Origin of the sequence: Streptomyces sp. NBC_00285, from assembly GCF_036174265.1 — a bacterium.
Lineage (GTDB): Bacteria > Actinomycetota > Actinomycetes > Streptomycetales > Streptomycetaceae > Streptomyces.
This window is the reverse complement of sequence record NZ_CP108055.1, coordinates 4,966,600-4,983,901: the sequence shown is the minus strand read 5'-3', so window position 1 is coordinate 4,983,901 and position 17,302 is coordinate 4,966,600. Positions and strand designations below refer to the sequence as shown.

At 70.5% G+C, this 17,302-nt stretch carries 21 protein-coding genes and 2 pseudogenes; 13 read left to right on the top strand and 10 right to left on the bottom strand.

Translation table 11 applies throughout. From position 1 onward, the window contains the following. Positions 1–228 precede the first annotated feature (228 nt). Genes OHT57_RS22850 through OHT57_RS22840 form a run of 3 tightly spaced genes read right to left on the bottom strand, consistent with a single transcriptional unit; the run spans position 229 to position 1,849 of the window. Positions 229–765 (bottom strand): DinB family protein, encoded by a 537-nt coding sequence (locus OHT57_RS22850; protein ID WP_328748344.1) that lies wholly within the window; start codon positions 763–765, stop codon positions 229–231. Positions 766–825: 60 nt separating this feature from the next. After that, positions 826–1,026, bottom strand: a complete 201-nt coding sequence (locus tag OHT57_RS22845; protein ID WP_328748343.1) for a DUF397 domain-containing protein — start codon at positions 1,024–1,026, stop codon at positions 826–828. Then, a complete protein-coding gene (locus OHT57_RS22840) occupies positions 1,010–1,849 on the bottom strand; it encodes a helix-turn-helix domain-containing protein (protein WP_328748342.1) in 840 nt (279 codons plus the stop codon). The genes OHT57_RS22845 and OHT57_RS22840 overlap by 17 nt, the downstream gene beginning before the upstream one ends. 115 nt (positions 1,850–1,964) lie before the next feature. On the opposite strand from OHT57_RS22840, the gene OHT57_RS22835 reads away from it, so the two are divergent. The 5 genes from OHT57_RS22835 to OHT57_RS22815 all read left to right on the top strand — a co-directional run bounded on the left by OHT57_RS22835 (position 1,965) and on the right by OHT57_RS22815 (position 4,940). Next, complete coding sequence (locus tag OHT57_RS22835; RefSeq protein ID WP_328748341.1) at positions 1,965–2,357, top strand: hypothetical protein; 393 nt, start codon at positions 1,965–1,967, stop codon at positions 2,355–2,357. A 10-nt stretch (positions 2,358–2,367) separates the two neighbouring features. After that, complete coding sequence (locus OHT57_RS22830; RefSeq protein ID WP_328748340.1) at positions 2,368–3,042, top strand: class I SAM-dependent methyltransferase; 675 nt, start codon at positions 2,368–2,370, stop codon at positions 3,040–3,042. Between the two features lie 67 nt (positions 3,043–3,109). After that, on the top strand, positions 3,110–3,256 hold the full coding sequence (locus tag OHT57_RS22825; RefSeq protein ID WP_328748339.1) for a hypothetical protein: 147 nt from the start codon (positions 3,110–3,112) through the stop codon (positions 3,254–3,256). Continuing rightward, positions 3,253–4,098: a pectate lyase gene (locus tag OHT57_RS22820; RefSeq protein WP_328748338.1), complete on the top strand. Its 846-nt coding sequence runs from the start codon at positions 3,253–3,255 to the stop codon at positions 4,096–4,098. The genes OHT57_RS22825 and OHT57_RS22820 overlap by 4 nt, the downstream gene beginning before the upstream one ends. An 11-nt stretch (positions 4,099–4,109) precedes the next feature. Further along, the gene (locus tag OHT57_RS22815) at positions 4,110–4,940 is read left to right on the top strand and encodes a GH12 family glycosyl hydrolase domain-containing protein (protein WP_328748337.1); all 831 of its coding nucleotides are present in this window, start codon (positions 4,110–4,112) and stop codon (positions 4,938–4,940) included. Positions 4,941–4,948: 8 nt separating this feature from the next. Here the strand turns inward: OHT57_RS22815 and murQ are convergent, their stop codons facing one another. Then, positions 4,949–5,884, bottom strand: a complete 936-nt coding sequence (gene murQ / locus OHT57_RS22810) for an N-acetylmuramic acid 6-phosphate etherase (protein WP_328748336.1) — start codon at positions 5,882–5,884, stop codon at positions 4,949–4,951. Positions 5,885–5,915: 31 nt separating this feature from the next. Continuing rightward, the gene (locus OHT57_RS22805; protein WP_443053475.1) at positions 5,916–6,821 is read right to left on the bottom strand and encodes a MurR/RpiR family transcriptional regulator; all 906 of its coding nucleotides are present in this window, start codon (positions 6,819–6,821) and stop codon (positions 5,916–5,918) included. A 55-nt stretch (positions 6,822–6,876) separates the two neighbouring features. Here OHT57_RS22805 and OHT57_RS22800 point away from each other — a divergent pair, with 55 nt between their 5' ends. Both OHT57_RS22800 and OHT57_RS22795 read left to right on the top strand, forming a co-directional pair. Then, the gene (locus OHT57_RS22800; protein ID WP_328748334.1) at positions 6,877–7,290 is read left to right on the top strand and encodes a hypothetical protein; all 414 of its coding nucleotides are present in this window, start codon (positions 6,877–6,879) and stop codon (positions 7,288–7,290) included. Then, positions 7,287–7,547 carry a DUF4031 domain-containing protein gene (locus OHT57_RS22795; protein WP_328748333.1) on the top strand — a complete coding sequence of 87 codons (261 nt, stop codon included), beginning with the start codon at positions 7,287–7,289 and terminating at the stop codon, positions 7,545–7,547. The genes OHT57_RS22800 and OHT57_RS22795 overlap by 4 nt, the downstream gene beginning before the upstream one ends. A gap of 10 nt (positions 7,548–7,557) precedes the next feature. Here OHT57_RS22795 and OHT57_RS22790 read toward each other — a convergent pair whose 3' ends face one another. Continuing rightward, on the bottom strand, positions 7,558–8,664 hold the full coding sequence (locus OHT57_RS22790; protein WP_328753292.1) for a GNAT family N-acetyltransferase: 1,107 nt from the start codon (positions 8,662–8,664) through the stop codon (positions 7,558–7,560). Positions 8,665–8,699: 35 nt separating this feature from the next. Then, positions 8,700–9,344: an HD domain-containing protein gene (locus tag OHT57_RS22785; protein WP_328748332.1), complete on the bottom strand. Its 645-nt coding sequence runs from the start codon at positions 9,342–9,344 to the stop codon at positions 8,700–8,702. 150 nt (positions 9,345–9,494) lie between these two features. On the opposite strand from OHT57_RS22785, the gene OHT57_RS22780 reads away from it, so the two are divergent. Continuing rightward, positions 9,495–10,187 (top strand): copper homeostasis protein CutC, encoded by a 693-nt coding sequence (locus OHT57_RS22780; RefSeq protein WP_328748331.1) that lies wholly within the window; start codon positions 9,495–9,497, stop codon positions 10,185–10,187. Positions 10,188–10,251: 64 nt separating this feature from the next. Here the strand turns inward: OHT57_RS22780 and OHT57_RS22775 are convergent, their stop codons facing one another. Beyond that, on the bottom strand, positions 10,252–12,312 hold the full coding sequence (locus OHT57_RS22775) for a HelD family protein (RefSeq protein ID WP_443053474.1): 2,061 nt from the start codon (positions 12,310–12,312) through the stop codon (positions 10,252–10,254). A gap of 302 nt (positions 12,313–12,614) precedes the next feature. On the opposite strand from OHT57_RS22775, the gene OHT57_RS22770 reads away from it, so the two are divergent. Continuing rightward, positions 12,615–12,797 carry a hypothetical protein gene (locus OHT57_RS22770; protein WP_328748330.1) on the top strand — a complete coding sequence of 61 codons (183 nt, stop codon included), beginning with the start codon at positions 12,615–12,617 and terminating at the stop codon, positions 12,795–12,797. 38 nt (positions 12,798–12,835) lie between these two features. Here the strand turns inward: OHT57_RS22770 and OHT57_RS22765 are convergent, their stop codons facing one another. Next, on the bottom strand, positions 12,836–14,482 hold the full coding sequence (locus OHT57_RS22765; RefSeq protein WP_328748329.1) for a DNA repair helicase XPB: 1,647 nt from the start codon (positions 14,480–14,482) through the stop codon (positions 12,836–12,838). A 27-nt stretch (positions 14,483–14,509) separates the two neighbouring features. Between OHT57_RS22765 and OHT57_RS47480 the strand changes: the two are divergent. From OHT57_RS47480 to OHT57_RS22755, 3 genes and pseudogenes are all read left to right on the top strand, one after another. After that, positions 14,510–15,042: pseudogene (locus tag OHT57_RS47480) on the top strand (recombinase family protein). Positions 15,043–15,051: 9 nt separating this feature from the next. Then, on the top strand, positions 15,052–15,291 hold the full coding sequence (locus OHT57_RS22760) for a hypothetical protein (protein ID WP_328748328.1): 240 nt from the start codon (positions 15,052–15,054) through the stop codon (positions 15,289–15,291). Positions 15,292–15,589: 298 nt separating this feature from the next. Next, entirely contained in the window at positions 15,590–16,372 is a 783-nt protein-coding gene (locus tag OHT57_RS22755; RefSeq protein ID WP_328748327.1) for a DUF6585 family protein, read from the top strand. A 96-nt stretch (positions 16,373–16,468) separates the two neighbouring features. On the opposite strand, the pseudogene OHT57_RS22750 reads toward OHT57_RS22755, so the two are convergent. Then, a pseudogene (locus OHT57_RS22750) lies at positions 16,469–16,777 on the bottom strand (IS1380 family transposase); the annotation flags it as partial. A gap of 180 nt (positions 16,778–16,957) precedes the next feature. Between OHT57_RS22750 and fxsA the strand changes: the two are divergent. Beyond that, a complete protein-coding gene (gene fxsA / locus OHT57_RS22745) occupies positions 16,958–17,143 on the top strand; it encodes an FxSxx-COOH cyclophane-containing RiPP peptide (protein WP_328748326.1) in 186 nt (61 codons plus the stop codon). Positions 17,144–17,302: the final 159 nt, after the last annotated feature.

Here is a 17,302-nt window from a genome sequence, read left to right as displayed (position 1 = left end):
GGCGCGCGGGAGTGCGTCCGCCCTGGCAGCCCTTGCACACGCCTCCTGGCAGGGCCTCCGGGCGGCCCCCGGCGCAAGTGGCCCGCCTGTTGGAGGCGGTTGAGCGCGGTGCCGAGAGCGCACTGGCCGTACGGCAGCTGCTTGGCCAGCGTCTTTACGGAGATGTCGGCGCCCTCGGACAGGCGGTCGATGTACGCGGCGATGGCGGCTTCGCGGCCGGTCGGTGGGTCAGCCCATGCTCTTGGCGCCGTCCAGGGCCTCCCGGACGATGTCGGCGTGGCCGGCGTGCTGGGCGGTCTCGGCGACGATGTGCAGCAGCACCCTGCGGGCCGACCACTTCGCTCCGCCCTCGAACCACGGGGCCTTGGGCAGCGGGTGGGCGGCGTCCAGGTCGGGCAGAGCGGCGACCAGTTCGTCCGTCCGGTCGGCCGTCTCCGCGTAGGCGGCCAGCACGCCGGCCAGGGTCTCGCCGGGCAGCATCCGGAACTCGTCCGCCCGCCGGGCCCAGTCGTCCTCGGTCATGGCGGTGAAGTCGCCCATCGACGACGGCCCGTCCTGAATGAAGCGCACCCAGTTTCGTTCCACCGACGTGACGTGCTTGATCAGGCCGCCGAGACACAGTTCGCTGACGGTGGTCCGCTGCCCGGCCTGCTCGTCGGTGAGGTCACGGGTGGTGAAGCGCAAGAAGTGCCGCTGCTTGGCCAGCGCCTCCAGCAGGTCGGCGCGCTCGCCTGTGGGCAGGGTGGTCTTCGTGGCAGTGGTCATGGTGTGGCCCTCCGTGGATTGCGATGCCGTCGACAGGCCACACGCTAGGAGGCATATAGGTCAGGTCCTGACCTCTTGGGCCGCGACGGCTTGTACGAACGCCGACCATGCCTCCGGCCGGAGCATGAGCTTCGGGCCTCGGGGGTTCTTGGAGTCACGGACGGGAACGGCGGTGGGGTGGCCTACGGCCACTTCGAGGCAGTTGCCGCCGCTGCCGCCGCTGTAGCTGGACTTGCGCCAGGCCTCAGGGGTGTTCCTCATGGGCGTAATCCTGCGCCATCGCTTCGATGAGAGCCAGGGAGTTCTGCGGGGAGAGGGCGTAGGCAGTGAGGAGCTGATAGGTGAAGCGCTGGTGTTTGATGATGGCCGGATCGTCCTCCAGCCGACCAGTGCCGACGCCCTCGAAGTAGACCAGTGGAGGTGCGTCCTCGAAATCCATCAACTTGAGGGAGCCTTCCATCGCGGCGTGTGCTCCCGCCTCGAAAGGGAGCACCTGCACGATGGCCCGACCGCGCCGGGCCAGCCCGGCGAGGTGGCGCAGCGCCTCCGCCATCACCTCGCGCCCGCCCACCGCCCGACGCAGCGCCGCCTCGTCAATTACCGCCCACAACAGAGGCGCTGTTGGATCGTCGAGGACCCGGGCGCGCTCCACCCGGGCTGCCACCAACTCTTCGATCCCCTCTTCGTTGGCTGTCGGCTGATACGCGCGGCACACGGCCCGTGCGTACGCGGGCGTCTGGAGCAGCCCGGGGATCAGGAGCTGCACATATTCCCTGATCTCCGTTGCCCCGGCCTCTGCCTCCGCCGCTTCCGCGAAGTGCTCGGGATACTTCGACTTCGCCGCCGCCCCACAGTTCCGCTGGAAGAAGTCCTCCGTCCCGAGCACCTCGTCCAGCTGTCGCGCGACATCCGGTTGCATCCTCCGCGTCCCCGCCTCCAGCTGCCCCACGAACGACCCGCTCACGAACAGCCGTTGCCCCAACTCCTCCTGGCTCAGGCCCGCCTTCTCCCGCGCGTGACGCAACTCCGCGCCCAGCAGCGCCCTCGGTGACGATGACGGGTCCAGATCCTTCGGTCCTGCCATGCGTGACTCCCGATCCACCAGCTGAGGTTGTTGGGATGCTCTGTCTGGCCAGGTTAGAGCCGTGACCGCCACGCTGTGTCGTGAATCACCAACCCAGCGTGCCGATGGAGGAAGCGTGCGGTCGACCGAAGAAGTCCTGGAGTCCCTGCGGGAGGCCCTCGTCGGCGTCGGGGTCGTGCTGCCGTCCCTCGCCGTGGACCCGCTCACCGGGGCCGGTGACGAGCCCTTCCCGCTGGTCGACCTGGGGCGCTGCAACGTACGTACGGCGGAGCGGCTGGCGTCGGTACTGCGGGGGGAGAGGCCGCCGGTGGGTTCGTACGCCGTCGATGTGCGGGACGGACGGGTGGGGGAGGTGATGGGGCACCTCGGCGGAAGGGTGCAGCTCAGGCCGCTCGGTGGCGGCCGGGAGTGGGACTGTCCGCCGCAGTCCCTCGGGGCCGCGCCGCAGGCCGACGTGCTGCGGGCGAGGGTGCGCAAGGTCAACAGGGAGGGGCGCATGCCCTGTTGAAATGGGCCCCATGCGCCTTCTCACGCCCCGCGTCCTCGCCGCTCTCCAGGCCTTCAACGACGCCCACCCCTGGTCCCACAACGCCCACTTCCACCCGTGGCTGCTGCGGCAGTTGCCCTCGCGCTTCGGCCGGGCCCTCGACGTCGGCTGCGGTTCGGGAGATCTCGTCCGGCTGCTGGCGACCCGCGCGACACACGTGCACGGCATCGACAGCGACGAGCGGATCATCGGCGAGGCACGGGAGTTGACGGACCCCGGCCTCCCCGTCACCTACTCCGTTGCGGACGCGCTGTCGTACGACGAAGGCCCCTACGACGTCATCACCTGCGTCGCCGTGCTCCACCACCTCCCCCTGGCCGGGGCCCTCGCCCGCTTCCGTCGTCAACTGGCCCCCGGCGGAACCCTGGTGATCGTGGGTGTGGCCCAGGAGGACACCCGTGTCCAGCAGTTGCTCGGCCTGGCCTCCGTCCCGCTCAACGCGGTCACCGGGTGGCTCAAGCACCGGGGTCGGAAGGCGTCGCTTCCCGTCGCGATGACCGCCGTGACCCGGCAGCCCGACGTGCCGTACACGGAGGTGGTCCGGGAGGCCGGCCGGGTGCTGCCCGGGGTCCGGCTGCGGCGCCGTCTCTTCTGGCGCTACACCCTGGTCTGGTCGGCCGAAGGGTCCTTGACGGTCCGGCGGTGACGCAGAGCGATCATCATTCGCTCCGTCCGAAATGCGGAATTTCAGTGCATTTGGTGAAGATGCGTTCATGACCATCCGAACACGCACGCTCGCGCCGCTGACCGCACTCGCGGCCACGGCGCTGGTGCCCCTGTCGCCCACCGCGGCACAGGCACAGGCACAGGCACAGTCCCGGCCGCACCGGGCACGCCCGTCGGCGGTGACGGCCGCATGATCCGGATCCGTTCGCTGCGCGCCGCGGGCATCGCCCTGGCCGCCACCGCCGTACTGAGCACCACACCCCTGACCGCGGGCGCGTCCGCGGCCACCGGGTCGTCGACGGCCTCGACGACCGTGTCGTCGCGGTCCGCGCAGGCGCGACCGGCCGCAGTCTGGCCCACCGCCAAGCGCGTCGAGAAGGTCTCCACGACCAAGCCGGTCAGCGGCAACAAGAACTTCGACTTCACCCGCTTCGTCGGCACCGGCGCCCTCGGCGGCAGCGGTCAGGTCGAGGGCCAGGACCCGATCCTGGAGCTGGCCGACGGCGCCACGGTCTCCAACGTGATCATCGGTTCCCCGGCCGCCGACGGTATCCACTGCCGCGGCACCTGCACGCTCAAGAACGTGTGGTGGGAGGACGTCGGCGAGGACGCGGCCACCTTCAAGGGCACCCGCGCCAACCAGACGATGACCGTCGACGGAGGCGGTGCCCGCAAGGCCGCGGACAAGGTGTTCCAGCACAACGGGCCGGGCACGTTCGTCATCCGCAACTTCGAGGTGTCCGACTTCGGCAAGCTCTACCGCTCCTGCGGCGTCTGCCGGACGCAGTACACCCGCCACGTCGTGGTGGACAACGTCACCGTCAAGGCGCCCGGCCTCGACGTCGTCGGCATCAACGCCACGCCGTACGGGGACACCGCGCGCCTGTCACGGATCACCGTCGTCGGCGACTCCGCCCGCAAGATCGTGGTCTGCCAGAAGTTCCGCGGCACGACCTCCGGCGAGCCGACGAAGACCGGGTCAGGGCCGGACGGCCGGAACTGCATCTACAAGTCCACGGACGTCACCTACAGGTAAGGAACCGCCCCATGAACCATCGCCGGAAACTCCTGGTGACCGCTCTCGCGGCGGCGCCTCTGCTGCTGGCCTCCCAGATGGCGACGGCCGCCCCCGCCCCGGCCCCCGCGCCTGCCGTGGCCAAGGACAACTGCACGGCGTTCAACACCGTCAGCATTCCGCCGTACTACCTCAACAACAACGTCTGGGGCGCCAAGAACGCCACCGGCAAGCAGTGCACCTGGCTCAACTCCTACCGCAGCGGCAAGGCCAACTGGGAGACGTCCTTCGACTGGACGGGCGACAAGACCAGTGTGAAGGCCTACGGGAGCATCGTGCTGGGCTGGCACTGGGGCTGGAAGCAGAACAACACCAAGCTGCCCGTCCGCCTCAACAGCGGCCGCAAGGTGACCAGTTCCTGGGCGTTCAACATCACCCAGAACACGCCCACGGTCATGAACGTCGCCTACGACGTGTGGTTCCACACCAAGTCCAACCCGGACTGGCAGGACCAGCCCCACGACGAGATGATGGTCTGGCTCAACCACCAGAACGGCGCCGGCCCCCTGGGCACGAAGCGCGAGCGGGTCACCGCCGCCGGTTCCACCTGGGACCTCTACGTCGGCAAGATCACCAACAAGGACAGCAGCGGCAAGGTCACCAGCAGCTGGAACGTCTACTCGTTCGTCCGCGTCGCCAACACCAACAGTGCGACGACCGACCTCACCGCGCTCGCCAACACCCTGGTGCAGAAGCGGCTGATGGCGAACACCTCGTACCTGACGAGCGTCGAGGCGGGCACCGAGGTCTTCACCGGCAAGGGCAAGCTGAGCACCAGCGCGTACTCGGTGAGCGTGGGCTAGCACCCTCGTCACTGAGTGGTGGCCGCCAGCGCGGCCCGCAGATGGCCGCCCGTCTCCTGAAGGAGGCGGGCGGCCATCTGGCCGTCGACGTCGGCCAGAATGGTCAGGATCGCGTTCTTCACCTCGCCGCCGGTGGCGGCCAGAGCGCGCTCGACCTCCTCGTCGTCGGCACCGGTGGCGAGAGCGACGATGCGGCGGGACCGGGCGCGCAGTTTCTCGTTCGAGGCGCGTACGTCGACCATCAGGTTCCCGTAGGTCTTGCCGAGGCGGATCATCGTGATCGTCGACAGCATGTTGAGGACGAGCTTCTGGGCGGTACCGGCCTTGAGCCGGGTCGAGCCGGTGAGCAGTTCGGGGCCCACGACCACCTCGATGCCGTGATCGGCGGCCGCGGCCAGCGCGCTGTCGGCGTTGCAGGACAGGCCGACGGTCAACGCCCCCCGTGCGCGGGCATGTTCGACCGCCCCCACGGCATAGGGGGTACGACCCGACGCGGACACCCCGACCACGCTGTCCACGGCGCTCACCGCGAGCGCGTCCAGGTCGGCCCGCGCCAGTTCCGCGGAGTCCTCGGCCCCTTCGACCGAGGTGACCATGGCCTCGGGGCCGCCCGCGATCACTCCCACGACCTGCGCGGGGTCGGTGTTGAAGGTCGGCGGGCACTCGGAGGCGTCCAGCACCCCGAGCCGACCGGCGGTACCGGCACCGGCGTAGATCAGCCGCCCGCCGCGGGCCATGCGGTCGGCGACGGCGTCGATGGCGGCGGCGATCTCGGGCAGCCGCCGCGCGACGGCCACGGGGACGGTGGCGTCCTCGCCGTTCATCAGCCGGGCGATGTCGAGGGTCGGCAACCGGTCGACATCGGCGAGCTCGGGCCGGAAGGCCTCGGTGGTCAGGCTCTCCAACTGGGCTTGCAGATCACGGGGGCCGGAGGGGAAGGTCATGGAGGAGCGGCTCTTTCTTCGGGACTGACTTCTACCGGGAACCCGGCGCCTGACGGCGGTGCCGGTGCGCCAGTGCTTCATAGGACGCGGCCAGCGCCGGCGCCGCCGTCTCGTACGTCCGCTGCGCCACGCCCACGAACAGACAGTCCACCACCAGCAGCTGACTGGTCCGGGACGACATCGCCGCCGGCCTCAGTTCACTCTCCCGGGCCGTGGACGTGGTCAGCACATGATCGGCGTACTGGGCCACCGCACCGCCCGGCCGGCCGGTGATCGCCACCGTCGTGGCCCCGTGCTCGAAGGCGACCCGCAGGGGCTCGATGACGTCCCCCGTGGACCCGGAGTGCGTGATGGCGATCGCCACGTCCCCCGTGCGCAGCTGCACGGCGTTCGTCACGGCCAGGTGCGGATCGCTGTGCGCCTGCGCTATCAGCCCTATCCGCAGCAGCTTCTGCGTGAGGTCCTGCGCGACGAGACCGGAGGCGCCGACCCCGTACACGTCGATACGCCGGGCCGAGGCCGTCGCGGCGACCGCCGCGCCCAGCTGCGCGACGTCCAGTCCGGCCGCCGTGTCCGCGAGGGTCTGCTGCTCGTCGTACGCGAGTTTCGCCACGACGTCGGCGAGGGGATCGTCCACCGCGATGTCGGTGGTGATCGCGGGCGCCCGCCCGGACTGCTGCTGCGCGGCGAGCCCGGCGAGGGCGAGCCGGAGGTCGCGGTACCCGGGATAGCCCAGCAGCCGGGCCGTCCGTACGACGGTCGCCTCGCTCGTCCCGGTCAGTTCCGCCAGGCCGGTGACGGTGAGCACGGCGCACCCCGCGGGGTCCTTCGCCACGGCCTCCGCGACCCGCTGCATGGAGCGGGTCATGGACGGACCCAGCGTGCGCACCTTCGCGGCGAGCGCGTTTCCGAAAATTTCCTTCACTTCCCGGGTCACGTATGAAAGATATTTTCGGGTCGGTGCCGGGGTCAAGCCTGCGCACAATGGGTGCATGGACCCCTCCGACACCCCTGACACGCCCGGTGCCCCGATCAGCCCCCTGGAACAGGCGCTGCACGCGGCACGCGCCCTCGTACTCGCCGATCTGGCCGCGGGCGAGGTCGCCGCGGCGGACGTGGTGTCGATGGTCGAGGACTCCGTCGTGCAGCGGCGGTGGTGGGTGGAGCAGTGGCCCGACGGCGCGGAGTACGTGGCGGGACTGATAGCCCAGGACGTCCAGGACGCCCTCCTGGAACGGTACGGCCGCTGGCCCCTGTGCCCGGTGTGCGGCTCCGGCGACCCGCACGCCCTTGAGGTGGAACCGGAGCTCGGCCCCGACCCGCACTGGGTGTGCCACAAGGCGGGTGTGAAGGTCGCAGCGGTCGGCTCGCTGGGCTCCGCGACGGGCGGGACGTCCTCCACGTGACCGTGTACATCGACCCCCCGGCCTGGCCGGGCCACGGCCGCATGTGGTCCCACCTGGTCAGCGACGTCTCCTTCGACGAACTCCACCTGTTCGCCGACGGGCTGGGCGTCCCCCGGCGCGCCTTCGAACGCGACCACTACGACATCCCCTCCCACCGCTATGCCGACGTGGTGGCCGCGGGCGCGGTGGAGGTCACCAGCCGCGAGGTGGTACGCCTGCTGGTGGCGGCGGGGCTGCGTCGGCCGAAGGGACGATAGGGGGCGGCGGTCAGTCGGTCCGGGTGGTGCGGATGTACAGGCGTAGGCCCGGTTCCGACTCGCCGTAGGCCTGCTCCTGCTCCACGCTCGCCCGGTTGAACCCGGCGCGCGCGATCACGCGCTGGGAGGCCGCGTTGTCGGGCTCGATGGTGGCGCAGAGGCTGCGGACGTCGTCGCGGGCCAGGGCCCAGTCGCTCAGCGTGTGCAGGGCCTCGGTGGCGTAGCCGTTGCCGCGGGCGCTCTCGGCGAGGTCGTAGCCGACCTCCGCGCAGCCGTCCTCGTCCGGGGCGCCGTGGAAGCCCATGCCGCCGACCGCGCGGCCGTCCTCCCGCCGTACGAGGGCGAACAGGCCGAACTCCGGTCGGTGGACGCCGGCTTCGTAGGCCTTGGTGGTCATGGCGGCGGCCTCGCGGGTGCCCTCGAAGGGGCCGTCCTCGACCCACGCGAAGCCACCGTCGCCGCCCGTGGCGAGGTCGGCGGCGGCCGCGGGGGTGACGCCCTGGAGGGTGAGCCGTTCGGTGGGCAGGACGAGGTTGTTGCTCCAGCGCCACTCCGTGCGCGGGGCACGGCCGGGCAGCTCGCCGCGCCCGGTGGCCCACAGAAGGGTGCGCCAGGCGTCGGGGCCGGGCTGGACGGCGGGGAAGATCCGGGTCAGCACGTACTCGGGGAGATGGGCGGGGGGCTCGTACGCGAGGCCCAGGCCCTCCGCGATGTCGTACGTGTGAAGCACCACCTCGGCGACGCCCATCGCGGCGAAACCCACGCGGTTCGCGCTGCGGAAGGGGTGCGGGTGGAAGGCGCGGACCTCGCGCGGAGTGGCGCGGATCGTCGCGGCGAGGAGCGTGCCCGCCGTCTCGATCACCTGGAGGGCGCCCTCGGCGTCCGTGCCGTCCTCGAAGTGGATGTCGAAGGGGACGTACGCGTCCTGCGCCCGGCCCGCCAACTGCCCTGCGTACGCGATCAGATCGCCCGCGATGTGCTCGGCCGTCTCCAGACAGTTCCACTCCACCCGGCCGGCCCGGACCGCGCCCCAGTCCCGGTCCACCGCCTTCCGCAGCACCGTCACCGCGTCCGCGACGGCCTCCGTCACCCGGTCTCCGCCCAAGTCCCCGCCCATGTCTGCCATGCGGGCAGGCTAAGGCGCCGGGCGTCTCAGAGCGACAGCATTTCCAGCTCCGAAGCGAGGTTGTGGCGGGCCGTCGCCTCCCATTCCCGCTCCCCGTACGGCGTCCTGAACAGCCTCGGCAGATCGAGCAGTTGGCGCAGGATCGCGGACCTGCCCTCGCGGAAGGCGTCGCTCGGGACGAAGCCGTACTCCTCGCGTACGGCGGCCGTGTAGGCGGCGTAGGCGGCGGGCGGGGCGGCGAGGATCGCGAGGTCGGCGTCGCAGAGGACCTGGCCGTCGCGGTCGTCGGCGCCGGGGGCGTGGGTGGTGGTGAGGCGGACGAGGCGGGCGACCTCGGCCGTCCGCTGCGGGGGGACCCCGGCTTCGGGCAGGGCGCGTTCGGCGAGGCGGGCGGAGCGGTCCTCGTTCTCGGAGCGGTCGGGGAGATAGACGGCGTCGTGGAACCACGCGGCGAGACGCACCACGTCCGGATCGTCGGCGTACGTCTCCAGCACGTCGACGTGGTCCAGGACCGCCGTGAGGTGGGCGAGGGTGTGGTACCGCCGCTGCGGCTCCTGCCAGCGCCGGAGGAGATCGTCGGCGTACGGCGCCGGGTCGGGGCCGCCGGACCCGGACCGGGTGTTCTCCAGGGCGCGGGCGAAACGGACGCGGAGGTCGTCGAGGTCGGCCATGGCCTCATTGTCCCGTGTGACGGCGGAGGTGGGGGAGCCGGATGTGTTCGGCTGGGACGCGCTGGTGAACAGGACCCCGTACCGGCGTACTCTTGAATTGGACTAGACCTGTAGCCGCCCGAGACCGAGACCGTCGACGAATGGGGTCCCATGAGCAAGCGTGCAGTCCTGGAGGTGATCGCCCTCGGCGCCGAGGACGCGGCCGCCGCCCAGGCCGGAGGCGCGGACCGGCTGGAACTGGTCACCGACATGGCGGCGGACGGCCTGACACCGGCGGTCTCCACGGTCGCCGCGATCCGGTCCGCCGTGGACATCTCGCTGCGGGTGATGCTGCGGCTGTCCGACGGATTCGGCGCCGGCGACGTCTCGCGGGTGGTCCGGGCGGCCCGGGAGCTGCGGGACGCCGGGGCCGAGGAGTTCGTCCTGGGGTTCCTGGACGCGGACGGCACCGTGGATCTGAGCGCCGTGGAGCGGGTCGTGGAGGTGCTGGACGGGTGCCGCTGGACCTTCCACCGGGCCATCGACCACGCCGCCGACCGGAACGCCCTGCGGAAGCAGCTCGACGGCCTGCCGGGACTGGACACGTATCTCACGGCCGGGTCCGCCGCCGGAGTGGACGACGGACTGCCCACGCTGCTCGCCGAGGCGGCGCGGCGCGGCGAACCCGGCTACGAGCAACGGCTGTTGGTCGGCGGCGGGCTGCGGCTGGAGCACGTGCCGCGACTCCTGGCCGCCGGCGTCGACGGCTTCCACATCGGCGGAGCGGCCCGCCCGCAGGGCTGGGACCGGCCGGTCTCGGCCCCGGCGGTCGCACGGTGGAGGAAAGCACTGGACGGCGACTGAGAGGCGTTCGGGGGGAACGGTGGATGCCGCTCCCCCGGGGAACCCGTTTCTCGGCGCCCGCGCCCTACTCCGCGAGCTGCGCCGGCAGCGGGGCCGTGTGCGTCACGATCAGGCCCGACACCGCTCGGGTCAGTGCCACGTACAGCCGCCGCAGCCCTGTGCGTTCGTCCGGTTCGCCGTCCACCACGGCCTGCGGCTCGTCCAGCACGACGTAGTCGTACTCGAGACCCTTGGCGAGGGAGGCGGGCACCAGGGTCAGCCGGGTCTCGGCCGTGGTCTCCTCGCCGGGGGCCAGGAAGCCGATCCCCGCCGCCGTCAGCGCCTCGCCCAGTTCCGGGACCCGGGCGTCGGCGGCGATCAGACCGGTCGAACCCTCGTTGCGCAGCAACTCCTCGCACGCGGCGACCACTTCACCCGCGCCGCCGATCCCGCGGACGTCGAAGAACCCGGGATTCTCGCGGACCGACGCGACCGGGGCAAGGCCCGGTGCGATGTGCGGGAGGAGACGGGAGGCGTACGTGATGACGTCCGTCGGCACGCGGAAACCCGCCGTCAGCTCCTCGATCACGCCGTCGGACTTGCCGAGGTGGGCCAGCGCCTCGTCCCAACTCCGCGTCGCCCAGGGCGTGGTGCCCTGCGCCAGGTCGCCGAGGACGGTCGCCGAACCGGTCGAGCAGCGACGGCCCACCGCGCGGTACTGCATGGGGGACAGGTCCTGCGCCTCGTCGAGGACCACATGCCCGAGGGAGTGCGTGCGCTCCACGATGTCCCTCGTCTCGTCGATCAACACCGTGTCCGCAGCCGACCACTTGGCCGACTTCACGCTCCTGACCGGCTTCGACCAGAGGATCGTCCCCTGCTCGTCCTCGTCGAGGATCCCCTTCGCGTGCGCGGCGAGGAAGTCCGCGTCCGTCAGCAGGCGGAACACCAGCTTCGCCGGATCCACCTGCGGCCAGATCGACTTGACGGCCGCCTTCACCGCCGCGTTACGGGCCACCGCGTCCTGCACCCGGTCGTCCGGCGCCTCCCCGGACCGCTCCATCTGCACCAGCACGACGTGCGCGATGCGCTGCGGAAGGGCCTCGCGGGCGGCGCCGTAACGGATGTCCCGGTCGAGCAGCTCCCGGACCATGCCCTCGATCTCGTACGCCGGGACGCGCCACCTGCGCGAGCCGCGCACGACCATCACCGGCTCGGCGGGCATGGTCACATGTGAGTACACGGCCCGTTTGAGGACCTCCGCCATCCTCGCGTCGCCCTTGAGGACCGCCGCCGCCGAGTCGTCGGCGCCGCTCACCTCGACGTGTGCCACGAGGTCGTCCACCGTGGCCTGCCGGACCGCCAACTCGCCCAGCGCGGGCAGCACTTGCTCGATGTAGTGCAGGAAGGACCTGTTCGGTCCGATGACGAGGGTGCCGGTGCGGGCGAGCCGCTCGCGGTGGGCGTAGAGGAGGTACGCGACCCGGTGCAGGCCGACGGCGGTCTTCCCGGTGCCGGGGCCGCCCTGGACGCACACGGTTCCGCCGAGCCCGGACCGTACGATCTCGTCCTGCTCGGGCTGGATGGTCGCCACGATGTCGCGCATCGGGCCGACGCGCGGACGCTCGATCTCCTGCTGGAGCAGCTTGCTGGTGGCGGCGGCCTCGTCGGGGTCGGACAGATGCTCGTCCTCGTACGCCGTGATCTCACCGCGCGTGTAGCCGAAACGGCGGCGCAGCCCGACGTCCAGCGGGTCCTTCTTGGACGCCCGGTAGAACGGCTGCGAGACCGGCGCCCGCCAGTCGATCACCATCGGGTCGCCGTCGTGGTCGTGGACGTGCCGGCGCCCGATGTAGAAGCGCTCGCCGTCGGCGCCCTCGGCCCGGTCGGCACCGGGGGAGTGCAGATAGTCGAGGCGGCCGAAGAACAGCGGGGTGTCGCTGAGGTCGGCCAGGGCCTTGATGCGTTCGCCGATCTGGCGGGCCAGGACCTCGGCGTTGACCCAGTTCGCGGTGACGTCCTTGATGTCCAGCGACTCGGCGTCCTCGCGCATGGCACGCAGCGCGGCACGGGAGCCGGCCAGGTGGGAGCGTTCGCGGGCGAGGGGGTCGTCGGCTACGGGCGCGGGCGTGGACGGCCTGGACAAGGGGGTGCCTCCGAAGGTGCTGCGGGGTGTCGCTGCCGGGTGGACGGCGGCGGTGTACCGGCCGGTTTCCGTCCGGTCGGCGGCACTCCGGGAGGGAGGCGGGCAAGAGCGGAGATTCTAGAGGGGCGGAGCGGGAGGAAGCCAACGAATATCCCCGGGCCGCGCACGGATCCGCCCGGCCCCTAGGGGATCACCCTCCACCCACTGGGGGGAGGCTCCACCCGAAGGGGTACTCAGGTAGCACAGGAAAGAGCTACCTGGGGCCGATGCCCTCCTTATGCCTCGAAAGCCACCATGGAGACATGACTGCAGCGACCTTCACCCCAGCGCCCGGTCGCCCGTCCGGGGCGACGCCCCTCTCGGACCTCCACGGCACCCACCGCCTCGGCAACGCCCTCCGCGCGATCCGCGTCTTCGCGGGCGCCGCCTTCGGCGTGGTCATACTCGGCGAGTACGGCGAGGAAGCCGGCGTCCGCCGCAGGTAGTCCCGGCCCCTCCGCCCTCAACCTTCAGCTCCCGGCCCTCAGCCCTGGTCCTCCGCCAGCAGCTCGTCCGCGTCCATGATCCGGTAGGCGTACCCCTGCTCCGCCAGGAACCGCTGGCGGTGCGCGGCGAAGTCCTGGTCGAGGGTGTCGCGGGCGACGACCGAGTAGAAGTGCGCCTTGTGCCCGTCGGCCTTGGGCCGCAGCACCCGGCCCAGCCGCTGCGCCTCCTCCTGCCGTGACCCGAAGGTCCCCGAGACCTGGACGGCGACGGTCGCCTCGGGCAGGTCGATGGAGAAGTTCGCGACCTTGGACACCACGAGCACGCTGATCTCGCCCTCCCGGAAGGCGCCGAAGAGCTTCTCGCGCTGGGCGTTGGAGGTCTCGCCCTTGATGACGGGAGCGCCCAGATGCTCGCCGAGTTCGTCCAGCTGGTCGATGTACTGACCGATGACGAGGATCTGCTGCCCGGCGAAGCGTCGCACGATCGCCTCGGTGACCTTCCGCTTCGTCGCGGTGGTGGCACAGAAGCGGTACTTCTCCTCCTGCTCGGCGGTGGCGTAGGCGAGCCGCTCCGCGTCCGTGAGGTTCACCCGGACCTCGACACAGTCGGCGGGCGCGATGTACCCCTGCGCCTCGATCTCCTTCCACGGCGCGTCGAACCGCTTGGGCCCGATGAGCGAGAAGACGTCCGACTCCCGGCCGTCCTCACGCACGAGGGTCGCGGTCAGCCCCAGCCGCCGCCGGGCCTGGAGATCGGCGGTGAACTTGAAGACCGGCGCCGGCAGCAGGTGCACCTCGTCGTAGAGGATCAGCCCCCAGTCCCGGGAGTCGAAGAGTTCGAGGTGCTGGTAGACGCCCTTCCGCCTGGTCGTCAGCACCTGGTAGGTGGCGATGGTGACGGGCCGGATCTCCTTGCGCGTCCCGCTGTACTCGCCGATCTCCTCCTCGGTCAGGCTCGTACGCTTGATGAGCTCGTGCTTCCACTGCCGGGCCGAGACGGTGTTGGTGACGAGGATGAGGGTGGTCGACTTGGCCTGTGCCATGGCCCCGGCGCCGACGAGGGTCTTGCCGGCGCCGCAGGGCAGCACGACGACCCCGCTGCCGCCGTGCCAGAAGTTCTCCACGGCCTGCTTCTGGTAGGGCCGCAGCGCCCACCCGTCCTCGTGCAGCTCGATCGGGTGCGCCTCGCCGTCGACGTACCCGGCGAGGTCCTCGGCGGGCCAGCCCAGCTTCAGCAGCGTCTGCTTGATCTGGCCGCGCTCGGAGGGGTGCACGGCCACGGTGTCCGGGTCGAGCCGAGCCCCGACCAGCGGTGCCACCCGCTTCGAGCGCAGGATCTCCTCCAGCACCGGCCGGTCGGTGGTGGTGAGGACGAGCCCGTGCGCGGGGTGCTTGCTGAGGGTGAGCCGGCCGTACCGGTCCATCGTCTCGGCGATGTCGACGAGCAGCGCGTGCGGCACCGGATACCGGCTGTACTGCACCAGCGCGTCCACCACCTGCTCGGCGTCGTGCCCGGCGGCCCGCGCGTTCCACAGACCCAGCGGGGTCACCCGGTAGGTGTGGATGTGCTCGGGCGCCCGCTCCAGTTCCGCGAACGGAGCGATGACCCGACGGCACTCGTCGGCCAGCTCGTGGTCGACCTCCAGCAGCAGGGTCTTGTCGGACTGGACGATTAGGCAGGACACGCATACCTCCGGAGATAGGGTCGTCTCATGACAGAACCAACGTCTGTCACAGCACGGGCTATGCCCCGTGCCCGACGCCGGAAGGGCGTCCCGGCCGGCGCGCCGGGGATGCGCGCCGCTGTCTATGTTCGCCTATCGCGCGAAACCGACGAGACGACTTCGCCCGAACGTCAGCGCGCGGCCTGTGAAGCGCTGTGCGAGGCACGCGGCTGGGAGGTCGTGGCCGCCGAGGAAGACATAGAGTTTCGGGCTTCTCGCGCGGGCTCGACCGTCCGGGACTGCAACGCATCCTGACCAGGCTCGCCGAACTGGACGTGATCGTGTTCGTCAAGATCGACCGACTTGCACGCTCGACTTCGCGGAGATCATGCGGCTCGCCGAGCACCAGAGCGTGGAATGTCAAGCTTCTCGGCCACCGCCTGCAAGGCGGCCGTCTCGGTCGGATGGCCGTCGCGCACCTCTCCGTGGCGCCCCAGGGGGCCGCACCGCACAGGCCACGAGGCCGCCGCGCCCCCGCGGCGGCGAATGAGGGCTGTCGGAGACGGCCGATGCGGTCATAAAGTGACACTGTGCTGGATCTCCTGGTGACGCTGCTTCTGTTCGCCTTGTTACTTACGCTGCTGATTGGCATGAGGCGGATGCGCGGCCCCAACCGGATGGCCCAGCCATGGCGGATCCTCTATGTATTCCTCCTTGCTGGGCTCGTGCTTGCGATTGTCATGTCCGCACGGGCGAGCTTCGCGTTGTGCCGCACACAATCGGAGACCTGCGAGTCGACCCCGCCCGGTGAACGGGGGGGCTTCCCCTGAGTCGTGGACACCGTTCGCTGTTCGAAGGCGATCGGGCCGACCTGGCCGATCGCTGAGTTCAGTAGCTCAAGCAATGGCAGTGCGACAACGGCATCAAGTGGCGGTCCATGCCCGCGGATCTTCCCGCCGGGCTATTCGAGGCCCGTCCCGGCCCGAGGGTGCGGGACCGTCCGCCCAACCGATGGGCTGGGCCGAGACGTTCTTCCCATGCGTGCTTCCCTCCCCCGATAATGGCCCTCTGTTGTCTGGTCTTGGGGGGCTTGTGTCGGATCGTGGTTCCACTCCTGTTCCGCCCGCCATGGGCAGAGTCGCGCGGGACTTCGAACTCGGTTCGCGCCAGGGGCTGGTGTGGACCGAGCCCAAGCGCTTCCCGTGGATCGTGGTGCTGCTGCCGACACTGGTCGGACTGCCGGTGCTCTGGCTGGGGATTTCGGCCGCGGTGGAGGGCCAGCGGAGCGACGGCGCCTGGTACTACGGGCTGCCGCTGCTCATCTTGGGGGCCGCCATTGTCGCCGCAGCCGGGTATTTCCTCTTCCTCGCGCTCACGAGAAGGCAGGCGCAGGTCTGGGTAGGTCACTACCAGCACGGCATCGTCCGGGAGGTCGCCGGGCAGGTGCCGGAGGCGTACTCATGGGACGAGATCGACGGCGTTCGGCGGAGCAGCACCAAAGTGACGAACGGGATCACCAGCGTCACCACACACGAACTCTGGGTGCGTCCCCGTGAGGGCGCCGAGATCGCGGTGACCGACGCGTACAAGGGGGTCGCCCGGTTCATCGACGAACTGGACAAGACATTCACGCGCGTTCGGCTGCCGCAGGACAGGGACCGGCTGAAGGCGGGCGAACGGGTCGACTTCTTCGGGGCCCACCTCGATCCCGCCGGTGTCGGGTACCTCGACCACCGGCTCGGCTGGCACGAGGTCGACCAGGTCACGGTGAAACAAGGCTGGCTGGAGATCCATCGGCATGGTGACGGAAAGCCGTGGGCCAAGCTCCCCGTGGAGATGGTCCAGAATCTTTCGGTCTTCCTGGCCCTCGCCGCAAGGATGAGCCAGGAGGCGGCCGGGAAACGGCCCTGACCTCGAAGTTTCGTGACGGTCCGCCGACGGAGTCGGTGGACCGTTTTCGTGCCGTGGGGTGAGGCTGTGGTGGAGGCAGTCGATCATGCGGTTGAAGAGGTTGCGCAGGACGGTGGCGCGGGCGGCGCGGATGCGGTCCTCGGCCCGGGCCCGCAGCCGGTGACGGAGTTCGAGTTCGGCGATCGGCCGGACCGAGGTGTTGGTGGCGAAGCACGTCAGCCGCATGCCGTCCGCATCCGTGAGCCGCAACTGGGCCCCGGGGTACGGTCGTTCCTTCCTGGCGATCAGCCGCATGCCCTTGGGCCGGCCGTCCAGAACGTCGCCGGTGAGTTCAGCGACCCAGACGCCGTCGCGGATCTCGCCGTCCGGCTCGACGGCCGCCGTCCAGGACGATGCCGGAACCTTCAGCACCTGCTGGTGGATCACACCTGATCGTATGGACGATGGGAGGACCGCTCACCTATGTCCAGTGAGCGTGCACAGCGGGTTGTGGCGTTTGGAATCTCACGGCACCCTCCCTATAGGGTGCGGTAGGTTTCGCGTGCAACGGCCCCGACAGCGCACGCGCGTGTGTAAGGGATGCCGATGGACGCTAGCGCCCGGATCGACTCATGCCTGCTCGATGTGGCCGGCCTGAGCATGGACGCGCTGGACGAGCTGCTCGAAGATCATCCGGACACCGTGCTGGGCGCGGTGCTGCGCCGCGTGGTCGACGAGGCCGTCCATCCGGTCGGTGTTCCGTACGCCGCCTTCGACTCGTCGATGCTCTGAGATCCCGGCGCCTGCCACCCCCTCCCACCCCCTCCCACCCCCCTCCGCACACCCGGACAGATGTCCGAACCCGACAGCTTGAGTCATCGGCGCTCTGGGTATGACCCGGACGTACTCCGGCATGCACGTGGCATGGCGCCAGGTCGACCGGGGAGGCAT

Bases quoted from the DNA above. Each gene is read 5' to 3' on its own strand.
- OHT57_RS22790 (WP_328753292.1), bottom strand. From the start codon at position 8,664: ATGGGCGGGGACTTGGGCGGAGACCGGGTGACGGAGGCCGTCGCGGAC.
- fxsA (WP_328748326.1), top strand. From the start codon at position 16,958: ATGGACGCTAGCGCCCGGATCGACTCATGCCTGCTCGATGTGGCCGGC.
- OHT57_RS22830 (WP_328748340.1), top strand. From the start codon at position 2,368: ATGCGCCTTCTCACGCCCCGCGTCCTCGCCGCTCTCCAGGCCTTCAAC.
- OHT57_RS22780 (WP_328748331.1), top strand. From the start codon at position 9,495: ATGAGCAAGCGTGCAGTCCTGGAGGTGATCGCCCTCGGCGCCGAGGAC.
- OHT57_RS22785 (WP_328748332.1), bottom strand. From the start codon at position 9,344: ATGGCCGACCTCGACGACCTCCGCGTCCGTTTCGCCCGCGCCCTGGAG.
- OHT57_RS22840 (WP_328748342.1), bottom strand. From the start codon at position 1,849: ATGGCAGGACCGAAGGATCTGGACCCGTCATCGTCACCGAGGGCGCTG.
- OHT57_RS22755 (WP_328748327.1), top strand. From the start codon at position 15,590: ATGGGCAGAGTCGCGCGGGACTTCGAACTCGGTTCGCGCCAGGGGCTG.
- OHT57_RS22815 (WP_328748337.1), top strand. From the start codon at position 4,110: ATGAACCATCGCCGGAAACTCCTGGTGACCGCTCTCGCGGCGGCGCCT.
- OHT57_RS22845 (WP_328748343.1), bottom strand. From the start codon at position 1,026: ATGAGGAACACCCCTGAGGCCTGGCGCAAGTCCAGCTACAGCGGCGGC.
- OHT57_RS22770 (WP_328748330.1), top strand. From the start codon at position 12,615: ATGACTGCAGCGACCTTCACCCCAGCGCCCGGTCGCCCGTCCGGGGCG.
- murQ (WP_328748336.1), bottom strand. From the start codon at position 5,884: ATGACCTTCCCCTCCGGCCCCCGTGATCTGCAAGCCCAGTTGGAGAGC.
- OHT57_RS22850 (WP_328748344.1), bottom strand. From the start codon at position 765: ATGACCACTGCCACGAAGACCACCCTGCCCACAGGCGAGCGCGCCGAC.
- OHT57_RS22820 (WP_328748338.1), top strand. From the start codon at position 3,253: ATGATCCGGATCCGTTCGCTGCGCGCCGCGGGCATCGCCCTGGCCGCC.
- OHT57_RS22825 (WP_328748339.1), top strand. From the start codon at position 3,110: ATGACCATCCGAACACGCACGCTCGCGCCGCTGACCGCACTCGCGGCC.
- OHT57_RS22800 (WP_328748334.1), top strand. From the start codon at position 6,877: ATGGACCCCTCCGACACCCCTGACACGCCCGGTGCCCCGATCAGCCCC.